We start from the raw sequence: 26,790 nt of genomic DNA, 5'->3' as shown, positions 1-26,790 counted from the left end.
AATGAAGTAGTCTGGGATTATGAAAGTAATGAAGATTTCCCCTACATTATTTTCATAAGCCAACTTTTCGCCTAACTACCTATTTATCAGGATTAAAGGCGTCGTCTGGATTTACAGTATCATCATAATTGAGCATTCCTTCCGTTTTTGCAATTATAGAAGAAACCGTTGCATCTCCAGTAACATTTACAACTGTTCTACACATATCAAGAATACGGTCTACAGGAAAGATTATTGCAATCCAAGCTGGATTTAAATCTACAGAACCTAGAACAATAATTAGCATCACAAGTCCTGCACTAGGTACCGCGGCCGATCCTATTGAGGCAAGCGTTGCAGTAAGCACGATTGTAAGTTGTTGCCCTATAGTAAGGTCAATCATGTGTAATTGTGCAAGAAAAACTACAGCTACGGCTTGATATAAAACGGTACCATCCATATTTACTGTAGCACCTATAGGGAGTACAAAACTTGTTATTTTCTTATCTACTCCTAGATTATCCTCCACACACTCCATCGTTACAGGAAGTGTCGCAGCGCTACTTGAGGTAGAAAAAGCTGTAGTTTGTGCAAGTCCCATTGCTTTGAAAAAGCCTTTGTAAGGAATAGTACGCACAAAGATTTTAATAATAAGTGGGTACATCACAAATACCATAAGCATTAAGCCTAAGAATACTGTAAGTGAATACCATGAAAGTCCTTTAAATATTTCAACCACCTTACCTATATCGTCACCCGCCATCTTACTTATGACACCCGCTAATAAAGCAAACACAAAAAATGGCGAAGCTTGCATTACAAAATCTACCATCTTTAAAAAGACCTCCATCACACTATCTACTAGTTTAATGACTGGTCCAGACTTTTCTTTAGGAATAAACAACAAGCTAATCCCAAAAAATATGGCAAAGAAGATAATTTGCAACATTAAACCATTATCAGTAAGTGCTTTAAAGAAGTTTTGAGGCACAAGATCAATAAGAGGCTGTAAAGGACCAGCGTCTTTAGTCGCATTTGCAGTTTTCATTTTTTCTGCAACAGTAGCATCTTCTCCTTTAGATTTTACGAGTTCGTTTACACGTCCTGCGCGTTCCATAAACTGAGGATCTTGTAAATAATTTACGCCATCCTTAATTTCTACACCTTGTTCTTGAGCCCATAGCTCATAGCTTATTCTATTATCTATACGACTTTCTTGATCTACAAGCGCTCCAGGCTTTACTATGTTTACAAGAGTTAATCCTAGTCCTACAGCTAGTAATGTTGTGATAAGATATGCTAGTAATGTTTTACCACCCATTCTACCCAGACTAGAAGGATCACCTATACCAGCAACTCCAGCTATGATAGAAAACAGAACTAAAGGAACTGCGATAAGCTTTAAAAGATTGATAAAAATAGTCCCAAAAGGAGCAATCCAATTAATTGTAAAATCACTTAATCCTACCGAAGAAGACACTAGTGCCCAAACCACACCTAAAATTAAACCAATAATAATCTTCCAGTGTAGTGCTAATTTTTTCATAGGTAGTAGTTCCTTCTTGAATGAAAACCCAACTAGTGAGTTGACTATGTGATGTTTAAATTTATTTCAAAATACTATAAATCCCTCGGAGGCAAACAGCTTTACTACCTACCATTCCTCGTAAATTTATTTCTACAATCTAATAGATTTATTTCGTAGTACAAAATCTGCAATAACAAGTGCTGCCATCGCCTCTACAATAGGCACTGCACGAGGTACTACACACGGATCGTGCCTTCCCTTTCCTTGCATTTCCACTACTTCCCCAGCGGCATTTATAGTTTCTTGCTTTTGCATTACAGTGGCAACTGGCTTAAATGCCACCTTGAAGTAAATGTCCATCCCGTTAGAAATACCTCCTTGAACACCGCCACTCAGGTTAGTTTTAGTAGTTCCGTCTGTATTAAAATGGTCGTTATGGTCACTTCCTTTCATAGTTGCTCCTTCAAAACCGCTTCCGTATTCAAATCCCTTTACAGCATTTATAGATAGCATTGCTTTTCCTAGCTCTGCATGAAGCTTATCAAAAACTGGCTCTCCAAGACCTACAGGCACATTTTGTATTACACAAGTTATAACACCTCCTATGGTGTCACCTTGTTTTTTTATTTCTTTAATTTTTTTTTCACACGCTTTCGCGAAATCGGCATCTGCACACCTAACATCATTTTTTTCAATCTCGCTAAAGTCAAGATCTTGATATGGTGTATCCATAGATAAATCTCCCACGGCACTAGTAAATGCGTGAAATGATATACCCTTCAAAAATTGTTTTGCAATAGCTCCAGCTACAACGCGACTAGCTGTTTCTCTAGCCGAAGATCTTCCTCCGCCACGGTAATCACGGTTACCATACTTTTTATCATAGGTGTAATCTGCGTGACTAGGTCTGTAAGTATCTTTAATGTGACCGTAATCCTTAGATTTTTGATTAGTATTTACTATCTGAAACCCAATAGGTGTTCCTGTTGTTTTATCCTCAAAAATTCCTGATAAGAAATCTACGGTATCTGGCTCCTTACGTTGTGTTACAATTTTAGATTGACCAGGCTTACGACGATCTAAATCATGCTGAATCGCATCAAAGTCAATACTTAAACCGGCGGGACATCCATCTATAATTCCACCTATAGCCTTACCGTGTGATTCACCAAAAGTTGTGACCTTAAATATAGTTCCGTACGTATTACCTGCCATCGTATGTGTTTTTAACAAATGTAAATTGAAAAGGCCATAATCAAAAGCTAAAAACTGACTTAATGATTAATTAACTTGGTCTCTATTAAATAACTATAACTTTTATACTTCTTAACGTCTAGTTTACTACAATTTTTAAAAATCTAAAGATCTTACAAGCAAAACAATCTCGGTGAAAAGACCCGTAGAAATTGCTGTACTATCAGACATACATCTAGGCACTTATGGCTGCCATGCTGCAGAAGTCTGCCAATATTTAAACTCCATCGCACCAGAAATACTCATCTTAAATGGTGACATCATTGACATCTGGCAGTTTAGAAAACGTTTCTTCCCTAAGGAGCACCTCAAGGTCATAAAGAAAATAATCACACTGGCTTCTAAAGGAACACACGTATATTACATCACGGGTAATCATGATGAGATGCTCAGAAAATTTAGCGATGCTACCATGGGAAATATTCACCTTATCGATAAACTTGTGCTTAATCTAGACGGTAAAAAAGCTTGGTTTTTTCATGGTGATGTTTTTGATGTTTCTATACAGCACACTAAGTGGATTGCAAAACTAGGCGGCTGGGGTTATGACTTTTTGATTCTCTTTAATAGGCTTCTTAACAAATGGCTTATAAGTATGGGGAGGGAGAAATACTCTCTCTCAAAAAAGATCAAAAACAGTGTAAAAGGAGCAGTGAAGTTTATCAAAGATTTTGAAACAACAGCAACAGATCTCGCTATCGAAAACAAATTTGATTACGTTATTTGCGGTCATATACATCAACCCGCAAAGCGATTAGTACACAATCAAAAAGGAAGTACACTTTACCTAAATAGTGGTGATTGGATAGAAAATCTGAGCTACCTAGAGTATAATAATCGCAAATGGAGCCTCAATTACTACAGAGAAAATCAAAATAACAAGCCTCAAAATACCTCAAAAGTTCTCCTTGAGCCTAACATGTTCCAACCAGATATTTTTAATTAATAGAATACTATCAAAGCTTTATTTAAAATTACACTAAAAGCGCATCATTTAATACCGTTATAGGATGCACAGCTACACGTGCAGTACCGTCCTTAATTTGATGTCTACAGCTTGTACCGTTTGCAACGATAATGGTATCATTACTAGCCTTTCTTACAGCAGGAAATAGCGTTTGCTCACCCACTTTCATACTCACCCCATAATGTTCTTTTTCATACCCAAAACTGCCCGCCATACCACAACAACCCGAAGGTATAATAGTAGGAGTATAATTTAAAGGAAGGTTAAGAATGGCAAAAGTATGTGACACAGAAGAAAGTGCTTTCTGATGACAATGACCATGAATTTTCAATCTTTTAGCTTTCGCCGAAAATTGCTTGGAGGTAATAACTCCTCGTTTGATTTCACTATGTAAAAACTCTTCAATTAAAAATGATTGTTCCGAAAGCTTTTTGGCCATCTCCACATCATCTGCAAGCCTAAGATACTCGTCTCTAAATGACAAAATAGCCGAAGGTTCAATACCTAGAATTACAGTATCCTTGTCTACATTTTTAAAAAGCTCTATATTTTTATTTGCCAGTGTCTTAGCCTCCTCAAGAAATCCTTTTGAAATGTAAGAGCGCCCACTATCATGGCTTTTCACAACTTCCACCTCATAACCAAGGCGACGTAACAACGTTAATGCATCTTGACCAATGTTTCCATCTAGATACTGAGTGAACTCATCAATATATAAAATGACTTTAGTTTCACTTTTGAATTTCTGATTGACACTAGTATGAGCTATACCAGATACTCCTACAGGATCTGAAAATACATTTAATAAAGGTAGACTTCGCTCTTTTGCTATACCTAAACTAGCTTTTGCTATACCCGCAGTTATACGAAGTAACGTATTATATATTCTAGGAGAAAATGCTCCTAGTTTGTTGATTTTTGTCGTGTTTGCAAACAGTTTTGTACGAAGGCTGCTCCCGTTAGTTTTCTGATATTGATACTCAAACTCTGCTTTTAATGTAGCTACATCCACATTACTAGGACACTCACTAGCACAGGCTTTACAGCTCAAACAAAGGTCAAAGACCTCCTTTAATTCTGTGTGGTCGTATTTATTAGGCTCATCTGATGTAGTTAGAAACTCTCTTAGCGCATTTGCTCTTGCTCTAGTGGTATCCTTCTCATCTCGTGTTGCTCTATAACTAGGGCACATCGCACCTCCAGCGCTTGGTAATTTCCTGCAATCGCCGCTTCCATTACATTTTTCGGCGAGTCTTAGAATTCCTTGGTTATCCTCAAAATTCATGAGCGTCTCCACCACTGGCTCCTTACGATCTACTTCATACCTCAAGCTTTCATCCATCGGGAAAGCATCGATTACTTTTCCTGCATTAAATACTTGATGGGGATCAAAAGCTTTTTTTACAGCTTTCATTACCTCATAATTCTCATCACCTACCATCATAGAGATAAACTCTGCGCGTACGATACCATCTCCATGCTCGCCGCTCATCGAGCCATTGTATTTTTTAACCAGATGCGCTACGTCTGTAGTTATCTGTCTAAAAAGTGCTACATCCTGCGACGTTTTCAAATCAAGAATAGGACGCAAGTGTATCTCTCCAGCGCCAGCATGAGCGTAGTACACGGCATCTTGTTCATGTCTTTTCATGAGCGCAGTAAATTCACTTATGTATGGAGCAAGGTCATCTAGCGCTACTGCTGTATCTTCTATACATGCCACGGCCTTTCTATCTCCTATCATATTCCCCAGCAAGCCAAGACCAGCTTTGCGCAAATCCATCGCTTGTGCAATTTGGTCTCCTTGTAATATAGGATATGCATACCCTTGCCCATCTAGCTGCAAACTATCTATAAGGGCTTCTGCTTGCTGCATGGCTCCTTCAAGAGTAGCATCCCTTAACTCAAACATTAATATTGCTGCTGGATCGCCTTCTATAAAAAATCTGTTTTTCTCTTGCTCACGATTGTTTTTTGTACAATCTAGAATCACCTTATCCATCATCTCACAAGTATATAAATCATGCTTCATGGCAGGAACTACCGCTTGTAAACATGATTCTAAATCTTTGTAATGTCCAGCTACCATAACGCCAAAAGCAGGCGGCAGCACGTTTAACTGCAAGGTGATTTCTGTGGTAAATGCAAGTGTACCTTCACTTCCAGATAATAGTTTACAGAAATTAAAAGGTTTTCCGTTCTCCTCAAATGGTGCGGCATTAGCAATTTCATCAAGTGCGTAACCCGTATTTCGGCGATGGATTTCAGGTTTTGGAAACTGCTCTTTAATCTCACTGCGAACGGCACTTTGAGAAAAATAATCATTCGCAGTCTTGTAAATGGAACCTTCCAAGTTGTCAAGGTTCAATTTTTGGCGAAAGCCAACTGCATCTAGTTCTTCAAAAATAGCATCACTACCATCTGATAATACCGTTTTTAATCGAACTACTTTATTTCTGGTGACACCATACTTGATACTGGTGGTTCCAGATGAGTTGTTTCCCACCATACCTCCTATCATACATCTATTTGCTGTAGAAGTATTTGGCCCAAAAAACAAACCGTGAGGCTTTAAAAATAAATTGAGCTCATCTCTTATAACACCAGGTTGTACCGTTACCTGCTGCTTTTCTTTATCAAAGTGAATAATCTCTGTGAAATGCTTAGACACATCTACTACGATACCCTCGCCCACACATTGTCCTGCAAGGGAGGTTCCCGCCGTTCTTGGAATGAGGGTAATTTGTTGCGCTTTCGCGAAAGCGCATAACTTCTTTATATCATTTACAGTTTTGGGAAATGCAACAGCAAGCGGAATCTTGCGATAAACAGATGCATCTGTTGCATAGATAATTTTATGTAGTTGATCTACATGTAACTCTCCATCAAACTCGATTTCTAATTTTTTCAAACTAATTTCCATTAAGATAAAAGTAACTAAAACTTTATGTAGCCCTTAACGTTATGACTATATAATTACTAATAGTTTTGCCAATTCAAACAAACAATTACAATGAAAAAAACACTAGTTACTGCCCTACTTTTTCTAGGATTAAGTGGAATAATTTATGCTCAAGATATCTCTCCTAATGCAATAGGACTGAGAATTGGAGACAATGACGGATTCAGTACAGAAGTAAATTACCAAAGAGCTTTAAGTGAAAATAACAGATTAGAATTAGGACTAGCTTGGAGAACAGGAAATAACTTTGACGCAGTAAAAGGAACTGGGATTTACCAGTGGGTATGGAACATTGATGGCGGTTTTAACTGGTATGCTGGTGTGGGAGCTTCTGTAGGTGCTTTTGATGTAGACAATGATGCTCCATTCTTTGACGATGATGATAATGAGTTTTTTCTAAATGCAGCAGGAGACATCGGTATTGAGTACCGTTTTGATATCCCATTACTATTATCTCTAGATTTTAGACCAGAAGTAGGAATACTTAATGACTTTGATGACAGCCTTGAATTTGACGTAGCGTTAGGAATACGTTACCTATTTTAATTAAGAGACTTCCTCTAAAGCTCTCTTGTAAAGAGATTCATAAAGCGGCACAATGTTTTGTATATCAAACTTGGCCGCTTCTTTTCTTGCGTTGGTTTTAAACTTCTCTAGCGTATCATCATCTTCTAAGATTCTGATAGCATTTTGAGCCATATCTGCAATGTTACCTACGTTAGATAAGTAACCAGTCACTCCATCTACATTTACTTCTGGAATACCGCCTGCATTACTAGAAATCACAGGCACACGATTTACCATAGCTTCTAGCGCCGCAAGTCCAAAGCTTTCTGCTTCAGATGGCAGCAGGAATAAATCAGAAAAACATAAAATTTTATCTACTTCATTACTGTTACCTAAGAAGCGTACTTTATCTTCTATACCAAGTTCTTTTACGCGCTCCTCTGCAGCTTCTCTTTCTGGGCCTTCACCTACCATAAGTAGCTTAGAAGGAATTTCTAGCTGCAAACGATAGAACACCTCAATCACATCTGAGATACGTTTTACTTTTCTAAAGTTACTCACATGTGTAACAATGCGCTCCCCTTCGTTTGCCATCAAATCACGCTGGCAATCTGTAAAGGTGTCTGTCTCTGCTCCAAAATCTATAAAATTAGGCACCACATCAATCTCTCTAGTAATTTCAAAGAGTCTCAGTGTGTCTTGTTTTAAGCTTTCTGAAACTGAAGTTACAACATCACTGTTATTGATACTAAAACTTACTGCAGGACGATAAAATGGATGACTACCTACAAGTGTAATATCTGTACCGTGTAACGTAGTTACCATAGGTACATGAATACCTTCTTGCTTGAGCATTTCCTTTGCCATATAGCCTGCATATGCGTGAGGTATCGCATAGTGTACATGTAAAATATCTATTTGTTCTTTCTTGATGATTTTCACCAACTTGCTAGAAAGCGCTAGCTCATATGGCTGATAATGAAAAAGTGGATAATCTGGAACGTTTACCTCATGAAAATGAATATTGTCATTTAATAAAGCTAGGCGTACAGGTTGCTTATACGTTACAAAGTGTACTTCGTGACCTCTTTTTGATAAAGCGATTCCTAGTTCTGTTGCTACCACTCCACTTCCTCCAAAGGTTGGGTAACAGACAATTGCAATTTTCATAACAGGATTTTTGGTAGATTTCTTTTTGCTTTCGCGAAAGCGTACTCACATCATATCACTTACAATACGAGTATATAATAGCACGACAAATTTAATCAATTAAAGCATTATAAATGACTTCTTGAATCTGGGTTCTTAAACCAGATTTTATGAGTGCGCGGTTATCCATTGTAGGGAATGTTCTATTAGATAGAAAGACATATACAAGTTCGTTTTCTGGATCTGCCCAAGTGTAAGTTCCCGTAAAACCACTATGACCAAAGCTCGTCATAGGCACGCAACCACAGGTAGGACCACCACCGCTGAGCTGTGGCTTATCAAAACCTACGCCTCTTCTCACATTATTATCACAGTAATAACAGGTATTAAAGCGCTCCATGGTCTCTTTTGAAAAGTAGCGCTTACCACCGTAATATCCATTTTGAAGATACATTTGCATCAATTTGGCAACGTCATTTGAGTTTGAAAATAAACCAGCATGACCACCCATATTACTTTGCATAGCCGCTCCCATATCATGCACATAGCCTTGTACTTTCTGGTTACGCCAGTAGGAGTCATTTTCTGATGGTACTATCATATCTTTCTCATACTTACGCAATGGTCTGTAGCCAGTAAAATTTGCTCCTAATGCGTTGTAGAAGTGAGATCTTGTAATTTCGTCAAGGTTGTCATTGTAATGATCTTCTAGAAATTTTTTCATCAAATAATAAGGAAGGTCACTGTACTTGTAGGATAGTCTAGAGCGAAGATCACTATCTGCGATTTTCTTAACTAGTGTATCGCCGTATCCTGTACGGAGGTACATTTTTTCGGCAACTTTGATATTATAATTTTCTGAGTATGCTGTGCTATAATAATCATCAAGTGGCTTTTTTGTAACAGAGTCTAGGGTACTTATATAAAAAGGAATCCACGCCTTAAATCTTCCATAGTGTGATAGCGCATCTTTGAGTGTGATATTTGCCTTATTGCTTCCTTTAAGTGCAGGAATTAAAGCGCCTAGTTTATCTTCTAACGCAATAGCCCCTTCACTCTCAAGCTCCATTAATAACGGTAAGGAAGCAAGAATTTTTGTCATAGAAGCGATGTCATACATATCTTCTGGACGCACAGCACGCTTTTTATTATAGGTATGATATCCAAAACTCTTATCATAAATCACTTTCCCTCTACGTGCCACAAGCACCTGGGCGCCTGGCATCATCGCTCTTTTAATACCTAGATTCACTAGCGAGTCTATTTTGATATTAAGCGTATCTGCATCTACTCCTACCTCTTCTGGAATTCCATATGAAAGTCTTCTTAATGTTCCAGATTGTAAACCGGTTCTTATAGGCGTTTTACCTAGAGATACTGGCAAACGTCCTTTACTAGGTATAGCTCCAAAAATAAGTTGGGCACTTTTCTCTTGCGCTAGCTGGCTATTTTGATAACTATGAATTATAGCCTCAATATCTGCGCTATTTTGCAAATCTAGCATTGCATAAGGCCTTACAAAAAGGTCTAAAACCACAGTTTTAGTTTTTGCAATCTCTGTAATCCATCTAATCTCTTCTGCCGAAAATTTATAGGACTTCCAAGGGTTTGCATTAGATCTGTGAAAACCTATAATGACATAATTAAAATCTTGTAATTCTTTCTGAGCAGCTTCGAGTGTTTTAGATTTTATCTCATCCACCTGCGCATACTTGCGTAGTTGAAATTTAAATGCAGATCCATCATCATCACCTAAGCCTAAATAAGCAATTTTCTTTTGGTCAATGTTTACAACAGGAAGTACATTATTGTTATTCTTAGTAACGGTTATTGCATTTTCTATAGCCTCGCTGTAAACCACATCATCTATACGAGCATTGAGATCATCTAGAAGATATTTTGTAACAACAGGCTTGTATTTGTTTAAGCCCACTTTGTACTTAGCATATAAAATCTTCTTAACTGAGTGCGCTAGTCTCTCTTCGGTAATCTTACCTGTTTCAAGAGCCTTCATAATTTTGGCAGATGCAGAAGGGACATCTTCACTTATCAATAAAATATCATTTCCAGCTTCAAATGCTGCAAGATCAATATCTCCTGGTTCTTTAAAATTTGCAGCGCCTTTCATATTCAAAGCATCTGTAAATATCAACCCATGAAAGCGGTAATCTTCCTTAAGCATTTTTGTCACGATAGTAGGTGAGATACTCGTAGGCACTCCTACTTCTGGAACGAGCGCTGGCACATTAAGGTGTGCAACCATAATACTCGCAATACCATTCTCAATAATTGGCTTATATGGATACATCTCTACACTCTGGAGGCGTTCTTTAGTGAAGTTAAGCGTAGGTAGCGTTTTATGACTGTCTTTATCTGTATCACCATGACCTGGGAAGTGTTTTGCACTTCCTAAGACCCCAGCTTCTTGCATTCCTTCCATGAAGGCAATTGCTTTTTCTGTAACGTTGATTTTATCTTCGCCAAAAGATCTATTTCCTATAATAGGATTTGCGGGATTGATATTAATATCTACCACTGGAGCAAAATTAATGTGTACCCCTAAACGCTTAGAATGCTCTCCTATACGCTTTCCTACTTTCCTTACGATATTATTATCTTGTATAGCTCCTAGCGTCATATTCCAAGGAAAAGCGTAGGTACTATCTAATCTCATCGCAAGTCCCCACTCTGCATCCATCCCTATGAGCAGCTTCGTTTTTGCCAATTCTTGAAACTCATTATTGAGTTTTGCTTGACGCATAGGCCCACCTTTAGAAAATATAAGTCCGCCTATGTGTTCTTCTTTGATAAGCTTTTTGATCTTATCAATTTTAGCCTTTGGATCACTAGAGAATACATCAACCATAAATAACTGTCCTACACGTTCCTTTGGCGTCATTTGCATATAAACAGAATCTACCCATTTACGCTGAGCAATAATGTCATTTGCATAGAGCGGGTATCGCTCTTGAGCATAAGTAATTACGGAAACAAATAAGAAGAATAATATGGTGATAATGCGTCTAGGCGCCATAAATGCAAAATTTTAAATTGTAGTAACGACTGCAATAACGACGCCAGATAGCGCTTATTACATTCTAATATAAAAGTAAAGGGTTTGAGGTACGCTTTCGCGAAAGCGTGCAAATCTTAACAACATCTTAAGAACCTCAAGTTACCTCTATTTACCTTTCTTGAGAAAACGAGAATGCCAGCTATCTATTGCTGGAATTTCCCAATTAGTTTTATACTCACCTACATTTGCAACAAGGTTATTGAAAACTATAGTGTTTTTACTTACCGCACCATCTTTAACCATCTTCTTAAACTCAAGAAGTGTTTTATAATGAATACGATCATTTTGATAATAGGTCACATTCATTTTATCCAACAGATCTACACCTAACTCCTCTTGTTGCGCTATGATAAAGCGCACCTGTGTGTCAATTGAGCATCCAGTTGCAGCAGCTTCAGACTGGTCTAGACCTATAACAATAAAGCGGTTGTACTTAATTTCAAAACCAGCTTTGAGACTTGCTCCGTGAGCAGTCCAGCTTGTTAAAAAAGTAGCCATATCCTTCTCTAGTTGAGCTACTTGTTCTTCTGTAAATTTTTGATCAGATTGATATAACCAGATTCTCGATGAGTCAGAAAGTGAATTAAAATCTACGAGCATTTTTATATTTTTTTAAAAATAAAAGCGGAAATTAATCCGCTTTAAAATAAACTTAAACTATCGTACTTAAAGTATCGATATGTGAGTCTAACAATAATAATAAGGAGTACAATACTGCCAGGAGTAGCTATAACATGAACGACCTTATCGAACAAATCCGGCTTCTGACTAGGTTTATCCTTATTATTCATAGCCTCTATAATTCTTCGGCAGTTGCTATCATTTCGGCAACATCCATTACCTCGATGCTTCCTTCTTTTTCTTTACCTTTTATCCCATCTGTCATCATTGTATTACAGAAAGGACATCCAGCAGCAATAATATCAGGCTTTACCTCGAGTGCTTGCTCCGTACGCTCTATGTTTACATCTTTATTACCAGGTTCTGGTTCTTTGAACATTTGCGCTCCACCAGCTCCACAACATAAACCGTTAGTCTTGCACTTACGCATCTCTACCAGCTCTACGTCAAGTTTACGTAATAAATCTCTTGGCGCTTCATATACACCGTTTGCACGACCTAAATAACAAGGATCATGAAAAGTGATACGCTTTCCTTTAAACTTACCACCTTCTACCGTAAGACGGCCATCATCTAGTAATGACTTTAAAAACTGTGTATGGTGTACAACTTCATAGTTACCACCTAATGATGGATACTCGTTTTTAAGTGTATTGAAACAGTGTGGACAAGCCGTTACTATTTTCTTAACTTCATATCCGTTTAACACTTCAATGTTTGTTACCGCTTGCATCTGGAATAAAAATTCGTTCCCAGCACGTTTTGCTGGATCTCCAGTACAGCTTTCTTCTGCTCCTAATACTGCAAAATCTACATTTGCTTTATTTAAGATACGTGCAAAAGCCTTTGTTATCTTCTTTGCTCTATCATCAAAACTTCCTGCACAACCTACCCAAAATAATACTTCTGGTTGTTTTCCTAGCGCCACATACTCGGCCATAGTGGGTACTTTAAGTGTCTCGCTCATATTCTTGTATTCCGTGTAAAAAACGGTATTTAATTAATCTTCAAAAACTTCAATAGTTACTTTCTTCTCGATAAGGTCTGTAAACTTACCTTTATAACGAGTTGCTTTTACTAAGTGATTATCTACCCAGTGATAGTTACCTCCTCTAGGTTTCCCCATAAGTAAGCTGTGGAATTTAAACCCATGACGGTTAAGCCATTCTGTGGTAACTGCTCTGTGCTCTTCTGTTCTAGAGGTAAAAAAGCAAATAATATGGCCTTCATCATGCCATTTATTTAATGTTTTAAGCGCATCTGGAAATGGCTCACATGTGCCCATACGTTCTGGCTCCTCATTAGGAACATCTTCCGTAATGGTACCATCTATGTCAATTAAGTAATTTTTAACTCCCTCAGGAAGCACCGGACTTACGTGTTCACCATCCTCTAGTTTCTCACTTAACATCTTGTCTACGTCTTCTTTATTCATGGTTGTCGTTTAAATTCTTAAAATCTTCTTTACTGAATCTCACATAAAGGGCCAGTCTGTGTTCTCCTGGTTTATTATATTTCGGATTATAGCGCTCTATAAGGGATTGCCTCATTGCTTCTTCACGTAGCACACTCATTTGAGAGTCACTACAATAATCACAAAAAATTTTTTTTACGGTAACACTGTCTATTTGTAACTGTTCATTTACAAAAAGACGGGTGTACATTTTAAATTGTAAGCTATCTATTTTATAATTCTTTGTAGGAGATTGCGCTTTCGCGAAAGCGAAACTCAACAATAACCCTACAATTATAAAATATCTATGCTTCATTAATCCAGTTACCTCTATCCATCTGGTTAAACGGCCATGGCGCTCCATTATTCTCGATGTTTGTCATCGCGTTGTTTAAATCTGTAGGCGCTGCACTTTCTTCCATCACCATGTAACGACGCATATCAATAATAATACTTAACGGGTCGATACCTATAGGACACGCCTCCACACAAGCATTACAGGTAGTACAGGCCCAAAGCTCCTCTTTTGTGATATAATCATCAAGCAATTGCTTGTTATCCATCACAAATACTCCATTATTTTCATCTATATTTTTACCTACTTCCTCAAGACGGTCACGCGTATCCATCATGATTTTACGAGGGCTCAATTTCTTTCCAGTTTGGTTTGCAGGACATTCACTTGTACAGCGACCACACTCTGTACAGCTATATGAGTTCATAAGTTGTACCCAGTTAAGATCTGTCACATCACTTGCTCCAAATTTACCCACCTCAACTTCTTCTGCACCTTCGGCTGGGGCTGCAAAAGGATCTGCATTTGGATCCATCATAAGCATAACCTCATCTGTTACAGCCTTAAGATTATTAAACTCTCCTTGTGGTTTCAGCTTAGCATACCAAGTATTTGGAAATGCCAGTAAGATGTGTAGGTGCTTAGAATAGTATAAGTAGTTTAGGAAAATTAAGATACCAACAATATGTATCCACCACGCTGCGCGCTCTACTATTATAAGAGCACTCTCAGACATTCCTTCAAAAAGTGGCGCAATAAAGCTACTTATTGGGAATGCACCTGTGATACTACCATCTGCCGAAGCATAATGATCTGCTCCCATTAATTGTAATTGTAAATCTGCGGCGTTCATTGTAAGAAATAAACCCATTAATACCACTTCAAAGTACAAGATGATATTACCGTCTGCCTTAGGCCATCCTTTAAGATCTGAACTAATGAATCGTTTTATGTTCATCACATTACGACGAAGCCAGAAAATAATTACGGCAACCAGTACTAGAAATGCAAGAATTTCAAAACTTCCAATTAAGAAGTCATAAAGTCCGCCTAGAAAACTAAAAATTCTGTGAGTACCAAAAAGTCCATCTATGATAATCTCGAGGACTTCAATATTGATAATGATAAAACCTACGTAAACAACTACGTGTAAAATTCCAGAAACTGGTCTCTTTACCATTTTGTACTGACCCAAGGCAATTTTTGCCATGTTTCGCCAGCGTTTTGGCTTGTTATCGGATCGATCTACGTCCTTTCCTAGATTAATATTACGTAGAAGTTTCTTGATGTTTTTAACAAAAAAACCAACTCCTAAAACTAGAACAATGAGAAAAATGATGTTTTGTACGTATTGCATATAAATTCGTTAGTTAAGCTCGCGCCTACTGTAACGAATCTTTAGGCGGAGTATACTCTCCTGGCTTTTTCCCGAAGAGTGAAAAATGTACATAACGTTTTGGGTTAAGCTTCATATCTTGAAGAAGATCTCCCATCTGGTTTGCTGTACGATCCAAATTTAAGTAAAGTTGGTCATCATTCAAAAGTTTACCTACGGTTCCTTCAGGAGAATTTAACTTATTAGATAATTCTTGGAAATCTGCGATAGTTTTTTCTAAATCTGCAACCATTTGTCCCATTTGAATTTTAGAAAGCGAATCTGATAAAGTTGCAAAGTTGCCACTCATTTTATCTAGATTAGTGATTGTACGATCTAATTTATCTTGATTAGAAGCTAACAATCCATTTACAGATTTAGATATCCCTTTCATCTCAAGAGAAGCTGCTGTAAAGTTTGCAATGGCATCTCTTAAGTTGGCTCTTGTATCTCTATCTAATACTGAGTTTACATTAACTAATAGTGAATCTGTATCTCCTATTACTTTTTCAACTTGGTTTTGTAATGGAGTAAGGCGCTCATTTACAAGCTCCATAATCCCTTCGCCCATTTCACCTGGCAAGGTATCTCCAGTCTTTGCATTTCTACCTTTTTCATAAGAAGGGACAATTGCCAGTGATTTACCACCTATAAGCCCTCCACCATATACTCTAGCAAGACTATTGTTTGAAAACTCAAAATCCTTTTCCACTACAAACTTAACTACTAGCTTACCGCTACTATCTGCAAAGTCTATAGACATTACTCTACCTACTGGTAATCCGTTAATGGTAACTTGTGAAGATGGCGCTAGTCCTTCTACGTTATCATACTTTGCATAAAGGATTTTACTTTTATCTAAAAGATTATTGCCTTTGAGGTAGTTGTAGCCAAATATTACAAGCAGCAATGCTGCAATAACTAGAATGGCGGTTTTTATTTCTTTAGACATTAAATAAGATGCTTATTGGTTAAAACAAATGTAGGTCAATTGTTAAAGGCAGTCCTTACGTATAAGACTAATTTAACACTTGATTGAGCGGCACTTTAATATTATCTTTATTAAAAGATACGATAAAGGCCTCTTTGTATCCTTTACTTTTTGCTTCTTGCAGCTGCTTGTGAGCTAAATTATAATCTGAGGTTGCGCCATAATAATACTTATACAAACGACCATCTTTAGAACGGCTTATTGACTTAAGTCCTTTAAAATTATAAGACTTTGTTTCTAGCTTACGTTTACTCGCTGCCAGTTGTACTTTAAAAGTTACGCCCTCTACCACCTTAGACTTCGTAGCAACAACCGGAGCACTTGGAGTTTCCACTACATGATCTGCAATCTCTACACGCTCATTTATCTGTATACTTTTCTTATAATTAGTAACTGCCTTACTTATTGCTTTGGCCATTTTTTCTTGACCTGCACTAGAGTTTAAAAACTTCCCTTCCTCATTATTAGTAAGGAAACCTGTTTCTATAAGCACACTAGGCATTACAGACCTGTGCAATACCCAGAAAATCGCTTGCTTTACACCACGACTGCTGCGCTTCACGCTTCCTGTAAATTCATTTTCTACAAAGCTTGCTAGATTTATACTTTGATCTAGGTATTCTTCTTGCATGAGTTCAAGACCTATACTCGTTTCGGGACTATTAGGATCAAAACCTGCGTATCGCTTCTCATAGTTTTCCTCCAGTAAGATTACTGAGTTTTCTTTTTTGGCAATTGCCATATTTTTAGCGTTACCGTCTATACCAAGTACAAAAGTTTCTGTTCCTTTTGCTTGTGAGGAGTGGGAATTACAATGTACACTTATAAAAAGGTCTGCATTTGCATTATTTGCAATATCTGCTCGCTCCCATAATTCTAAGAAAACATCTGTTTTCCTAGTATAAATTACTTCGACATCAGACTGCTTTTCTAATTCTTTTCCTAATGCTAAGACAACATTAAGGGCAATGTTTTTCTCATAGTATCCATTTCCACGGTTACCACTATCGCCTCCTCCATGTCCCGCATCAAGAACGACTTTAAATTTTTTAGAAGAATTATTGGATTGCGCTTTCGCGAAAGCGCCTGAAAAACAACTACCTACAAGCAGCATAGTTGTTAAATAAATATTAAATATGTTTTTTTTACGCATCATTTATATCAAATATGACTCTTTTGAACGTTAGGTATTAAATTGATCTCTGTAAATAGGTAACGTGCTTTACACGCTTGTTATTTTCAAAATTGCATTTCTAGGGCTGTAGCCGAAAAAAATATACGTAATTTTGACACTTTAATTGATAATTATTTGCACAAAAATAGGCTAATCGCATTGCAAACAAAAACTGCACACTTTCTTATTGTACTCTCTCTTTGCCTGCTACCATTGCTTACGGTAAGTGCACAAGAACTCCCATCCAAGAATGATGCCAGACGCGTACCTGCAAGGGATACTACGTTGATTCAAACGGCAACTGAAGGTTTTGCGAGGCTTGATTCTATCACTCCTACCGTAGTTGCTATAGAAGATACTACCAGAACAATACAAGATTCTATAAAACAAAAGCCAGAAACTCTTACAGATAAGGTTGTTTACAAGGCAACAGACTACCAGCGCATATCACAACGCAAAAAGAAAATCTACCTTTATAACGAGGCTGAGATTGTGTATGAGGATATGAAAATAAACGCAGGAGAGATTATTCTCGATTATGAAACTAACACCGTTTTTGCTCGAGGAATTAAAGATTCTGCAGGAAATTATTCTCAAATTCCCTTTTTTGTTCAAGGTCCTAATCAAGTTAAGCCAGATTCTATAAAATTTAATTTTGACACACAACGAGCTCTTATTTATGGTTCGCGTGTAGAAAAAGCTGGCGGACAGCAAATAAATTTAAAAGCAGAGCGCAGTAAGAGAGTAAATGATTCTGTAATCTTTATGAGTAACGTAAAGATATCTACCTCTGAAGATCTTGATAATCCAGAATATTATTTTCTAGCTCGTAAAGTAAAATTTGTACCTGGCAAGAAACTTGTTGCCGGACTTACTAATATGTATATCGCAGATGTTCCTACTCCTATAGGTCTACCTTTTGCTTTTTTCCCTATGGAAAAAGAAACAAGCGTATCTGGTTTTATACTACCTGGACCTGGAGAAAGCAGAGAACGTGGATATTCTCTTACAAATGGTGGTTACTATTTTGCGCTTAGCGAGTATTTTAATCTAGAGCTTACGGGTGATTATTACACAAACGGTAGTTATGCCTTTAGAGCAGATACAGATTATAAGGTGCGTTATAAGTACAATGGTAGGTTTAGCTTTAGCTCTGAGCGTATTTTGTTTAGTGAGCGTGGCCTTCCAGACTTTTCTGAGACTAATACGTATAACATACGCTGGAATCACAGTCAGGACACGAAGTCTAGCCCTAACAGTAGATTTTCGGCCTCTGTAAACTTAGGTAGTAGTAACTTTTATAGACAATCACTTAATCAAGCAAACACTGGTAACTTCTTAAATAACAACTTTAGCTCTTCTGTTTCTTACTCTCGTACGTTTCCTGGTACAGTTCCTGTAAATCTTACTGTTGCAGCAACTCACAGCCAAAACTCACGAACGGAAGAAATCACCATGTCACTTCCTACTACCCAACTTAACGTAGATAGAATTTATCCTTTTGCTGGTAAGTCTGGATCAAAAAAAGGGCTTATCAAGAATTTGAACTTGAGTTATGCTTTGAGAGCAGATAACCGCTTTAGAACAAACGACGATGAGTTTTTTACAGCTGCCATGTTTGAAGGTGCAGAAACCGGTATAAGACATAGTATTCCTATTGCAACCAACTTTAAACTCTTTAACTACATCAGTGCTTCGGTAAGTGGTAGTCTTGAGGAAAGTTGGGTATTTAAGACGATAGATCAAAATTTTGACGAAGAAACCAATACTGTTGTACGAGATACTGTAAATGGTTTTGATGCTTATAGAACCTACAGAGGAGGTTTAAGTCTAGGTACCACAGTTTACGGAACTTTTAATTTTAAGGAAACAAGCAAGATTCAAACTATACGTCACGTAGTACGACCATCATTAAGCTGGTCATACACTCCTGCTTTTGATCAGTTTTACGAGACCTACACTCGACCTGATCCTAATGACGTGACAGATCCTCAAAATGTAGAAGTAGAGTATTCAAGATTTGATGGAGGATTCTTTGGTGCCCCTAGTAATCGCGTTTCTAATTCGCTCTCGTTTAGTCTTGCAAACACACTAGAAGCAAAAGTACGGAGTAAGGATAGCACAGATACAGAACCCAAGAAAATAAAACTCATCAATAACCTCAACATAAGGACTTCCTATAATTTTGCTGCAGATGATCTTAAACTCTCTCCAATTTCTGTAAACGGATCTGTTCCTATTATACAAGAGAAACTTGACATCAACTTCAGTGCAAACTTAGACCTCTACGCACTTAATAGTGCAAACCAGCGCATAAACACGCTTAACATAAATAATGGAGGTAGCCTCTTTAGACTTACCAGTGGCCAGGCGAGTTTTGGGTACAGTTTTTCTAGTAGAGATTTTGACAAAGATGCTAAGGCTGGCGTAAATACAGATCGAACAGAAAACGAAACCTTTGCAGGTGGTGGACGCCCAGATGATTTATTAGGTAAAGGCGTTGACATTACTGGAAACACAAACGCTGGAAATCGAGAGCCAGAAGACGAAGAAGAAAAAGAGATTGAATTTTATAGGTTTAAAATTCCATGGAATTTACGCTTTGGTTATCAAGTAGGATACGCAAATAATGCTCGTCAAAACGATGTAAGCTCCCACTCTATCGTGATAAGCGGAGATATAAAATTAGGAAATAGATGGACGGTAGGTGGATCTACTGGATATGATCTTGCAAACCCAGGTATCACTTTTACCTCACTTAATTTTGCTCGTGATCTTGAGAGTTGGAACATGCGTTTCAGTTGGGTTCCTCCTGTAAATTCAGATCCTAGTAGAACTTCTTGGAATTTCTTTATCGGGATTACTGGTAACTTACTTAGTGATATTAAATACGACAAACGCCGTACGCCAGATCAACAATTATAAGTACAAAATGTATAATCACGCTTTCGCGAAAGCGTACTAAATACCATTACTCATGAAAAAAATAATCACCACAGTAAACGCTCCGGCTCCAATAGGCCCTTACAATCAAGCAACATTAGTAAACGGAATGCTGTACACAAGTGGACAGATTGCCATCATACCTGCAACAGGCGAACTATTTAAAGGAAGCATAGAAGAAGAAACTGAACTTGTAATGCAAAGCGTAAAAGCGATTCTTACTGAGGCTGGAATGACTTTTGAAAACGTGGTGAAGACTTCCATTTTTATAAGTGATATGGAAAATTTCGGGAAGATCAATAGCGTTTATGGAAAGTACTTTGATGAAGCTACAGCTCCTGCAAGAGAAACGGTAGAGGTTGCAAATCTACCTAAATATGTAAATGTAGAAATAAGCGTTATCGCAGCAGAATAAGCTAGCGCACACTTCAAAAAATTCTTAGAGCTGCTTGTAAAATCTTAATTCATGATTTTTACAAGCAGCTCTTTTAGTAAGTCGTTACTTGCAAAGGCACTTGCTCCTACTCCTTTACTCTTTACATCTACTTCTCTTATTAAGGAGATACATGCACTTACTTTTTTCATAGGATAATTGCGACCTGCAGTAATATATTCTCCCACAAAAAATGGAGAAACCCCGAGTGCTCTAGCCACCGTAGTCTTATCCTTTTGAGGAAGCCCGTGATATTTGAGAATACTCGCAAATAAACTAAACAGCTGGCTCACCGTCAACACTAGCGGGTTATCCTTAGGGTTCTGTGTAAAATACTGTGCAATGCGCTGTGCTTTTACAATATCCTTCTCTGAGATTGCTTTGCGTAGCTCAAAGATATTAAAGTCCTTACTGATCCCGATATTCTCTTCTATAGCTTGTGGTGTAATCTCGCTTCCTTTAGGAAGAATAAGCATCAACTTATTGAGTTCATTAACTACTTTACCTAAATCATTACCTAGGTAATCTACTAGAATTTGCGCTGCTTTAGGTTGGATATGATAGCCCTCATCTATAAGAACACGACGTAACCAGTCGCCTACTTGGTTTTCATAGAGTTTCTTACTTTCATAGTGAACTCCGTATTCCTTTAGGGCTTTTGCGAGTCCTTTGCGTTTATCTAACTTCTTATACTTATAAGCCACCACAAGTACCGTTGTAGGTTGTGGGTTTTTCACATAATCTGCTAGCTTCTCAATCTGGCGCGAGAGATCTTGCGCTTCCTTTACAATTACCACCTGGCGCTCTGCCATCATAGGGTAGCGCTTAGCATTACCTACAATATCTTCTATGGTAACATCACGACCATAAAGCACCACTTGATTAAAACCTTTCTCGGCTTCATCGAGTAGATTGTGCTCTATATAATCTGAGATTTGATCTATAAAATAAGGCTCTTCCCCACTTAAAAAGTAAATAGGTTTTATGATTCCTTTTTTAATGTCTTCAACTATGTTTTTTGCGTGCTTCACCTTTGGGTTTTCCTGCAGAACTCGTACTATTGTGGTATGCAACAACTCTCTTTTCCTGCATACTCTTTCAGACTCAAAAGTAGCGAAAACAAACGGTATATTTTTGACGTCATTCGTAAAAAGTTCTTGGTACTTACTCCCGAAGAATGGGTGCGACAACACATATTACAATGGCTCCTTACCGAAAAAGGATATCCGCTGAGTCTTATTAATGTAGAGAAAGAAATAAAAGTAGGCAATACTCGCAAACGTTATGACATTGTCATTTTTAATAAAGACGGCACCCTCCTACTTATTGTAGAGTGTAAAGCTCCTGCTGTAAAAATCACCCAAGAAACCTTTGACCAGATTGCTCGTTATAATTTGCAACTACAAGCAGATTACCTAATGGTGAGCAACGGACTTTCTCATTATTATTGCCAAGTAGACACAGTTGCAGAGCGTTATGACTTCTTGCGATCACTACCAGATTATGAGCGACAAGTAAAATAAGTACGCTTTCGCGAAAGCGGAATCCCATAAAAACCTTTTATTTGCAACGTGAATACAGCCATCGTCATCTTAAACTGGAACGGAAAAGAACTACTTGAACGATTCCTTCCCACAATTATTGAGCATAGCGCAGACCTCGCAACTATCTATGTAGCCGATAACGCAAGTACAGATAACTCTATAGGTTATGTAAAAGAATACTTCCCTAGCGTTCACATTATAAAGAATGCTGTAAACGGTGGTTATGCAAAAGGCTATAATGACGCACTTAAGACTATAAAGGCAGATATTTATGTACTCCTTAATAGTGATGTGCAAGTGACTAAGGGCTGGCTAGCACCTATGATTGCTCTTTTTGACGATCCTAGGGTATCTGCGGCACAACCTAAAATTAAAGATTTAAAAAAACCTACGCACTTTGAATATGCAGGCGCAGCTGGAGGTTTTCTAGACAAGTTAGGATATCCATATTGTAGAGGTAGACTTTTTGACACCTGCGAGGAAGATACAGGACAATATGATGCTACCATAGATGTACAATGGGCTAGCGGAGCTTGTCTCTTTGTGAGAGCATTTACCTTTTGGGAAGCAGGAGCACTAGACGAAATATTCTTTGCTCATCAAGAAGAAATAGATTTATGCTGGCGAATTAAAAACAAGGGATATCGCATACTTGCGTGTGGTGATAGCGAAGTGTATCATCTAGGCGGAGCAACATTACCCTCTGCAAACCCGAAGAAAACATTTTATAATTTTAGGAATACCCTCTTTAATGTTGTCAAAAATATTAAAGGATTTAAAGCACTATTTATCATACTATCAAGGCTCGTGCTTGACGGTATTGCGGCACTAAAGTTTCTATTATCTGGGCAGCCTAAGCATCTTTTGGCTATATTGAAGGCTCATTTAAGTTTCTATTTACACTTACCTGCGCTATTAGAAAGACGCTTTCATCTAGTATCTTCTAAACGTTATGCCGATACAACCTCTATTATATGGAGTTATTTTGTACAGAAAAAGCACACGTATAAGGACTTAAGTAACAAACCATAAATTACTGTTAACAAGTATCTATGGCATTGCCGTTTTAGTACATTTATCACAAATTTAAAAGTTACACAAACTATGAAACGATTATTGATTGCTGGTATTACCAGTGCCCTATTACTTACTTCTTGCGTTTCTAAGAAAGAATATGCTGCGCTTGAAGCAAGACAACAAGAAACTCAAGATCTTCTTAACTCTGCTACGGTAAAGTTAAACTCATGTCTAGAAGAAAAAGCAAGTGCTACTACTCGTGTGAAGTCACTAGAGGAACGCATTGCAGAAATGAGAAAAGACAGAAATGATCTTATCCAAAGCTCTAAAGACCTTACAATGCTTACAAAGCAAGGAGCGTCTAACTTAGAAAAGTCTCTAGAGAGCTTAAAAGAAAAAGACCTTAAGATTAACCGTCTTCAAGATGCACTTACTAAAAAGGACAGTGTAACACTTGCACTAGTTACTAGCCTTAAGAAAGAGGTAGGTATCAACGATACAGATATTGAAATCAATGTTGAGAAAGGTGTGGTATTTATATCACTTTCTGACAAGGTATTATTTAAGAGCGGAAGCTATAACATTACTTCAAGAGCAGAAGAGATCTTAGGAAAGGTTGCTACTGTAATTAATGGTAAGCCTAACTTTGAAGCACTTGTAGAAGGTCACACAGATAACGTTCCTTATAATAAAGGTGGTGTTCTTATAGACAACTGGGATTTAAGTGCAAAAAGAGCAACTGCTATCGTAAGAAAGCTAGTAGACCTAGGAGCAAATCCTGCACAGCTTATTGCTGCTGGACGTAGCGAGTTTGTACCGCTAGTAGATAACAGTACTGCAGAAAACAGATCTACAAACCGTAGAACGAAGATATATGTACTTCCTAAGATTGATCAATTTTACGATATGATTGAGCAAGAAATGAAGAACATGTCTGGAGAAGATGTACAAGTAGAAGAAGGAAACTAAGAATCTCATTAGTTTACTCTTACAGAGAAAAGCGACTATCGGCAAGATAGTCGCTTTTTTCGTTTAACGACACAAATGAGTTTTCAAAAAGTACGCTTGGGTGTCAAAATCACCGCTTAAAGACACAATTTATACGTTTAAATGTTAAAATTTAGTGTACTTGGTCGATTATCGTCTTAATTGTGCGGTTCATAGAGGTTTTCACAATACTTTCGTATGTATAGTAAATTAAAACCGCCCCATTATGAAGAATATTACTCTTGTGATCTTAGCTCTTTTCTGCTCATCAATACTTGTTGCAGGAATTTCTCCAAAGGAAAAGCAAGCTCTTGTAGACTTATACAATAGCACTAACGGAAATGAGTGGACAAATTCTTGGGATCTTTCTCAAACTCCAGAAAACTGGATGGGTGTTACTATCTTTAGAGATAAAGTATTTGCGGTAAGTCTTAAGGACAACAACCTTACAGGTACAATCCCAGCGAGTATATCAAATCTTACAGGGCTTAAAATATTAAACCTTCAGAAAAATAATCTTCAAGGAGCGATACCTGCTTCTTTAGGAACTATAAAAGGTCTTAAAACAATCAACTTAGCTTTAAACAAACTTGAGGGGAATATCCCTGATGAGATTCTTGCGATGGGAAGTTTAGAGTACTTAGATCTTTTCTTTAATAACTTAAGTGGAGAGTTACAGAGCGATGTAGCTGGATTAAAAAACTTAAAAAGACTAAGTCTTGCAAATAATGATTTTAGAGGAAAGCTTCCTGTAGCAATCACTTCATTAGAAAAACTTACAGACTTACAATTAAGTAGTAATAACTTTACTGGTAAACTCCCTAACGGTCTTGCAGCATTACCACAATTAAAGAAGCTTAACCTTTTTGACAATAACTTTACAGGTGAGTTTCCTACAAAGCTTAATACTCTTAACTTAGATGAGCTTACGTACAACAACAACAACTTTACAGAAACTGCTACCCTACTTGCGGCTGGCGAATAATTTACTAGTCTTTAGGTTAGATTAGTAAGTACCCCAAATCTTTAATTAGATTTAGTTAAGCTTTGCAAACCCCTATTTAATATAGGGGTTTCATTGTTTTAAGATCATTATTTTTCCGATATATTCTCAACAATTTTGTTAGACATAAATGCATAAACAGCTATTTAAGCAGTGATCCGTTTTGATTTCTTATAATAACACCCACCACTCTGTGCACTCTAATTACACTCTCTTTTGGCATATTAAAAGTCTCGTAACAATACTTTCCCGCCCTTGGTCCTTCTGTAAATTTTGAAATATTATCGCTGTAACATTCTAAGCTATCGTCTGCGTCATAAATTCTTTTTATGTATCTGTTATCTATTGTCTCAATAACGTACACATCACCAAAATTAATGATATTATCCTTCACTTCATTTAGCCCTACTATACAACCAGATGGGTAATTAGGTATCATACTGTTACCATAAACTCGCATTGCGCTTTTGCTATCCCTCAGAATATCACCTACGTCAATCATTTCTATTGGATTGAATTCTCCAATTTCTCCTCTGGAATTTTCTCTTCTAGTTGATCCAATATCGTATAATGGAATCAAATCAACTGTTTTTGTTTTTACATTTAATGAGGAATAATGACAATTGGGTTTTTCGTCAACTAATAATATAGAATTCAGTAGTGATAATTTACTATCTGGAATAGTTTTACCTTTTTCGTAATTAACTACAGTATTAACACTGACTCCAATTTTTTTCGAAAGTTCTAATTGAGTTAAACCTAATTCTTTACGACGTAATTTAATCTCCTCTCCGGTCATTATGGTAATTCCTATAATTAAATCTACAATATTAGTAATCTGAATCTATCTCATCTAATCAACGATAAAAGAAATTCGGTATTGAACTAGTAATCTATTATCCATACATTTTATAATTCTGGGCTTCCTTTTCCTTCTCTTATAAGAATAGGCTCATCACCCGTAAGGTCAATTACGGTAGAAGGAATATTACCTCCATAACCACCGTCTACAATTACGTCAACGCGATTTTGCCACTTCTCGAATATTAATTCTGGATCTGTGGTATATTCTATCACCTCATCTTCATCATAGATTGACGTAGAAATAATAGGATTACCTAATGCTCTTACGATGGCTCTTGTAATCTCATTATCTGGAACACGGATTCCTACCTCCTTTTTCTTCTTAAAGACGCTAGGTAAGTTATTGTTACCCGGTAAAATAAATGTATAAGGTCCAGGTAGTGCTCGTTTCAATATTTTAAAGGTCTTAGTATCTATCTGCTTTACATAATCAGATAGGTTGCTTAGATCCTCACATACAAAGGAGAAGTTTGCCTTAGCCAGCTTTACTTCTTTTATCTGTGCTACGCGTTCTAGTGCTTTGGTATTTGTAATATCGCAGCCCAGCGCATACACCGTATCACTTGGATAAATAATGAGTCCGCCGTTTTTTAGGATTTTTACGATTTCCTTTAAGTCCTTAGGATTTGGATTCTCTTCGTAGAGTTTTATAAACTTTGACATGGCTG

23 protein-coding genes are annotated in these 26,790 nt (G+C 37.3%); 8 read left to right on the top strand and 15 right to left on the bottom strand.

Annotation, left to right across the window (positions count from 1 at the left end; genetic code table 11):
- Window positions 1-79: 79 nt before the first annotated feature.
- Together DCS32_RS12050 and aroC are read right to left on the bottom strand one after the other, a co-directional pair.
- Window positions 80-1,525: a dicarboxylate/amino acid:cation symporter gene (locus tag DCS32_RS12050; protein WP_108878494.1), complete on the bottom strand. Its 1,446-nt coding sequence runs from the start codon at window positions 1,523-1,525 to the stop codon at window positions 80-82.
- Window positions 1,526-1,657: 132 nt separating this feature from the next.
- The gene (gene aroC, locus DCS32_RS12045) at window positions 1,658-2,722 is read right to left on the bottom strand and encodes a chorismate synthase (protein WP_108878493.1); all 1,065 of its coding nucleotides are present in this window, start codon (window positions 2,720-2,722) and stop codon (window positions 1,658-1,660) included.
- Window positions 2,723-2,894: 172 nt separating this feature from the next.
- On the opposite strand from aroC, the gene DCS32_RS12040 reads away from it, so the two are divergent.
- Entirely contained in the window at window positions 2,895-3,707 is an 813-nt protein-coding gene (locus DCS32_RS12040; RefSeq protein ID WP_108878492.1) for a UDP-2,3-diacylglucosamine diphosphatase, read from the top strand.
- Between the two features lie 28 nt (window positions 3,708-3,735).
- Here the strand turns inward: DCS32_RS12040 and DCS32_RS12035 are convergent, their stop codons facing one another.
- Window positions 3,736-6,651 (bottom strand): FAD-binding and (Fe-S)-binding domain-containing protein, encoded by a 2,916-nt coding sequence (locus tag DCS32_RS12035; RefSeq protein WP_108878491.1) that lies wholly within the window; start codon window positions 6,649-6,651, stop codon window positions 3,736-3,738.
- Window positions 6,652-6,741: 90 nt separating this feature from the next.
- On the opposite strand from DCS32_RS12035, the gene DCS32_RS12030 reads away from it, so the two are divergent.
- Window positions 6,742-7,236, top strand: coding sequence for a hypothetical protein (locus DCS32_RS12030; protein ID WP_108878490.1), 495 nt, complete (start codon window positions 6,742-6,744; stop codon window positions 7,234-7,236).
- Here DCS32_RS12030 and bshA read toward each other — a convergent pair whose 3' ends face one another.
- The 9 genes from bshA to DCS32_RS11985 all read right to left on the bottom strand — a co-directional run bounded on the left by bshA (window position 7,237) and on the right by DCS32_RS11985 (window position 17,313).
- Window positions 7,237-8,367 carry an N-acetyl-alpha-D-glucosaminyl L-malate synthase BshA gene (gene bshA, locus DCS32_RS12025; protein ID WP_108878489.1) on the bottom strand — a complete coding sequence of 377 codons (1,131 nt, stop codon included), beginning with the start codon at window positions 8,365-8,367 and terminating at the stop codon, window positions 7,237-7,239.
- A 91-nt stretch (window positions 8,368-8,458) separates the two neighbouring features.
- Window positions 8,459-11,380, bottom strand: coding sequence for a glycoside hydrolase family 3 N-terminal domain-containing protein (locus DCS32_RS12020; RefSeq protein WP_108878488.1), 2,922 nt, complete (start codon window positions 11,378-11,380; stop codon window positions 8,459-8,461).
- A 147-nt stretch (window positions 11,381-11,527) separates the two neighbouring features.
- Window positions 11,528-12,022, bottom strand: coding sequence for an ABC transporter ATPase (locus DCS32_RS12015; RefSeq protein ID WP_108878487.1), 495 nt, complete (start codon window positions 12,020-12,022; stop codon window positions 11,528-11,530).
- A 196-nt stretch (window positions 12,023-12,218) separates the two neighbouring features.
- Window positions 12,219-13,010, bottom strand: a complete 792-nt coding sequence (locus tag DCS32_RS12010) for a (Fe-S)-binding protein (protein WP_108878486.1) — start codon at window positions 13,008-13,010, stop codon at window positions 12,219-12,221.
- Between the two features lie 33 nt (window positions 13,011-13,043).
- On the bottom strand, window positions 13,044-13,478 hold the full coding sequence (locus DCS32_RS12005) for a phosphoheptose isomerase (RefSeq protein WP_013749573.1): 435 nt from the start codon (window positions 13,476-13,478) through the stop codon (window positions 13,044-13,046).
- A complete protein-coding gene (locus tag DCS32_RS12000; protein ID WP_108878485.1) occupies window positions 13,471-13,812 on the bottom strand; it encodes a hypothetical protein in 342 nt (113 codons plus the stop codon). Before DCS32_RS12000 ends, DCS32_RS12005 begins: the two co-directional genes overlap by 8 nt.
- Window positions 13,802-15,148 carry a (Fe-S)-binding protein gene (locus DCS32_RS11995; RefSeq protein WP_108878484.1) on the bottom strand — a complete coding sequence of 449 codons (1,347 nt, stop codon included), beginning with the start codon at window positions 15,146-15,148 and terminating at the stop codon, window positions 13,802-13,804. The genes DCS32_RS12000 and DCS32_RS11995 overlap by 11 nt, the downstream gene beginning before the upstream one ends.
- 25 nt (window positions 15,149-15,173) lie before the next feature.
- Complete coding sequence (locus tag DCS32_RS11990) at window positions 15,174-16,118, bottom strand: MlaD family protein (protein WP_108878483.1); 945 nt, start codon at window positions 16,116-16,118, stop codon at window positions 15,174-15,176.
- Window positions 16,119-16,185: 67 nt separating this feature from the next.
- Complete coding sequence (locus DCS32_RS11985) at window positions 16,186-17,313, bottom strand: N-acetylmuramoyl-L-alanine amidase (protein WP_108878482.1); 1,128 nt, start codon at window positions 17,311-17,313, stop codon at window positions 16,186-16,188.
- Between the two features lie 177 nt (window positions 17,314-17,490).
- Here DCS32_RS11985 and DCS32_RS11980 point away from each other — a divergent pair, with 177 nt between their 5' ends.
- Together DCS32_RS11980 and DCS32_RS11975 are read left to right on the top strand one after the other, a co-directional pair.
- Window positions 17,491-20,256, top strand: a complete 2,766-nt coding sequence (locus DCS32_RS11980; RefSeq protein WP_108878481.1) for a putative LPS assembly protein LptD — start codon at window positions 17,491-17,493, stop codon at window positions 20,254-20,256.
- 52 nt (window positions 20,257-20,308) lie between these two features.
- The gene (locus tag DCS32_RS11975; RefSeq protein ID WP_108878480.1) at window positions 20,309-20,689 is read left to right on the top strand and encodes a Rid family detoxifying hydrolase; all 381 of its coding nucleotides are present in this window, start codon (window positions 20,309-20,311) and stop codon (window positions 20,687-20,689) included.
- Window positions 20,690-20,733: 44 nt separating this feature from the next.
- Here DCS32_RS11975 and holA read toward each other — a convergent pair whose 3' ends face one another.
- Complete coding sequence (gene holA / locus DCS32_RS11970) at window positions 20,734-21,738, bottom strand: DNA polymerase III subunit delta (RefSeq protein WP_108878479.1); 1,005 nt, start codon at window positions 21,736-21,738, stop codon at window positions 20,734-20,736.
- Between the two features lie 36 nt (window positions 21,739-21,774).
- On the opposite strand from holA, the gene DCS32_RS11965 reads away from it, so the two are divergent.
- The 4 genes from DCS32_RS11965 to DCS32_RS11950 all read left to right on the top strand — a co-directional run bounded on the left by DCS32_RS11965 (window position 21,775) and on the right by DCS32_RS11950 (window position 25,240).
- Window positions 21,775-22,230, top strand: a complete 456-nt coding sequence (locus tag DCS32_RS11965) for a type I restriction enzyme HsdR N-terminal domain-containing protein (protein ID WP_108878478.1) — start codon at window positions 21,775-21,777, stop codon at window positions 22,228-22,230.
- A gap of 48 nt (window positions 22,231-22,278) precedes the next feature.
- Window positions 22,279-23,283 carry a glycosyltransferase family 2 protein gene (locus DCS32_RS11960; protein ID WP_108878477.1) on the top strand — a complete coding sequence of 335 codons (1,005 nt, stop codon included), beginning with the start codon at window positions 22,279-22,281 and terminating at the stop codon, window positions 23,281-23,283.
- Between the two features lie 72 nt (window positions 23,284-23,355).
- Window positions 23,356-24,237 (top strand): flagellar motor protein MotB, encoded by an 882-nt coding sequence (locus DCS32_RS11955; protein ID WP_108878476.1) that lies wholly within the window; start codon window positions 23,356-23,358, stop codon window positions 24,235-24,237.
- 244 nt (window positions 24,238-24,481) lie between these two features.
- Window positions 24,482-25,240, top strand: a complete 759-nt coding sequence (locus tag DCS32_RS11950) for a Two component regulator three Y domain protein (protein ID WP_108878475.1) — start codon at window positions 24,482-24,484, stop codon at window positions 25,238-25,240.
- A 160-nt stretch (window positions 25,241-25,400) separates the two neighbouring features.
- Here the strand turns inward: DCS32_RS11950 and DCS32_RS11945 are convergent, their stop codons facing one another.
- Both DCS32_RS11945 and DCS32_RS11940 read right to left on the bottom strand, forming a co-directional pair.
- Complete coding sequence (locus tag DCS32_RS11945) at window positions 25,401-26,057, bottom strand: LexA family transcriptional regulator (RefSeq protein ID WP_108878474.1); 657 nt, start codon at window positions 26,055-26,057, stop codon at window positions 25,401-25,403.
- Between the two features lie 110 nt (window positions 26,058-26,167).
- Complete coding sequence (locus DCS32_RS11940) at window positions 26,168-26,785, bottom strand: L-threonylcarbamoyladenylate synthase (protein WP_108878473.1); 618 nt, start codon at window positions 26,783-26,785, stop codon at window positions 26,168-26,170.
- Between the last annotated feature and the right edge of the window lie 5 nt (window positions 26,786-26,790).

Origin of the sequence: Dokdonia sp. Dokd-P16 (assembly GCF_003095655.1) — a bacterium.
Taxonomy (GTDB): domain Bacteria; phylum Bacteroidota; class Bacteroidia; order Flavobacteriales; family Flavobacteriaceae; genus Dokdonia.
The sequence above is the reverse complement of the archived record's forward strand: the minus strand, read 5'-3'. Positions and strand labels throughout refer to the sequence as shown.

What these genes read in the sequence shown, in the direction of transcription:
- DCS32_RS12050 (WP_108878494.1), bottom strand. Translation starts at nt 1,525, where the DNA reads ATGAAAAAATTAGCACTACACTGGAAGATTATTATTGGTTTAATTTTA.
- aroC (WP_108878493.1), bottom strand. Translation starts at nt 2,722, where the DNA reads ATGGCAGGTAATACGTACGGAACTATATTTAAGGTCACAACTTTTGGT.
- DCS32_RS12035 (WP_108878491.1), bottom strand. Translation starts at nt 6,651, where the DNA reads ATGGAAATTAGTTTGAAAAAATTAGAAATCGAGTTTGATGGAGAGTTA.
- DCS32_RS12030 (WP_108878490.1), top strand. Translation starts at nt 6,742, where the DNA reads ATGAAAAAAACACTAGTTACTGCCCTACTTTTTCTAGGATTAAGTGGA.
- bshA (WP_108878489.1), bottom strand. Translation starts at nt 8,367, where the DNA reads ATGAAAATTGCAATTGTCTGTTACCCAACCTTTGGAGGAAGTGGAGTG.
- DCS32_RS12020 (WP_108878488.1), bottom strand. Translation starts at nt 11,380, where the DNA reads ATGGCGCCTAGACGCATTATCACCATATTATTCTTCTTATTTGTTTCC.
- DCS32_RS12015 (WP_108878487.1), bottom strand. Translation starts at nt 12,022, where the DNA reads ATGCTCGTAGATTTTAATTCACTTTCTGACTCATCGAGAATCTGGTTA.
- DCS32_RS12010 (WP_108878486.1), bottom strand. Translation starts at nt 13,010, where the DNA reads ATGAGCGAGACACTTAAAGTACCCACTATGGCCGAGTATGTGGCGCTA.
- DCS32_RS12005 (WP_013749573.1), bottom strand. Translation starts at nt 13,478, where the DNA reads ATGAATAAAGAAGACGTAGACAAGATGTTAAGTGAGAAACTAGAGGAT.
- DCS32_RS12000 (WP_108878485.1), bottom strand. Translation starts at nt 13,812, where the DNA reads ATGAAGCATAGATATTTTATAATTGTAGGGTTATTGTTGAGTTTCGCT.
- DCS32_RS11995 (WP_108878484.1), bottom strand. Translation starts at nt 15,148, where the DNA reads ATGCAATACGTACAAAACATCATTTTTCTCATTGTTCTAGTTTTAGGA.
- DCS32_RS11990 (WP_108878483.1), bottom strand. Translation starts at nt 16,118, where the DNA reads ATGTCTAAAGAAATAAAAACCGCCATTCTAGTTATTGCAGCATTGCTG.
- DCS32_RS11985 (WP_108878482.1), bottom strand. Translation starts at nt 17,313, where the DNA reads ATGATGCGTAAAAAAAACATATTTAATATTTATTTAACAACTATGCTG.
- DCS32_RS11975 (WP_108878480.1), top strand. Translation starts at nt 20,309, where the DNA reads ATGAAAAAAATAATCACCACAGTAAACGCTCCGGCTCCAATAGGCCCT.
- DCS32_RS11965 (WP_108878478.1), top strand. Translation starts at nt 21,775, where the DNA reads ATGCAACAACTCTCTTTTCCTGCATACTCTTTCAGACTCAAAAGTAGC.
- DCS32_RS11955 (WP_108878476.1), top strand. Translation starts at nt 23,356, where the DNA reads ATGAAACGATTATTGATTGCTGGTATTACCAGTGCCCTATTACTTACT.
- DCS32_RS11950 (WP_108878475.1), top strand. Translation starts at nt 24,482, where the DNA reads ATGAAGAATATTACTCTTGTGATCTTAGCTCTTTTCTGCTCATCAATA.
- DCS32_RS11945 (WP_108878474.1), bottom strand. Translation starts at nt 26,057, where the DNA reads ATGACCGGAGAGGAGATTAAATTACGTCGTAAAGAATTAGGTTTAACT.
- DCS32_RS11940 (WP_108878473.1), bottom strand. Translation starts at nt 26,785, where the DNA reads ATGTCAAAGTTTATAAAACTCTACGAAGAGAATCCAAATCCTAAGGAC.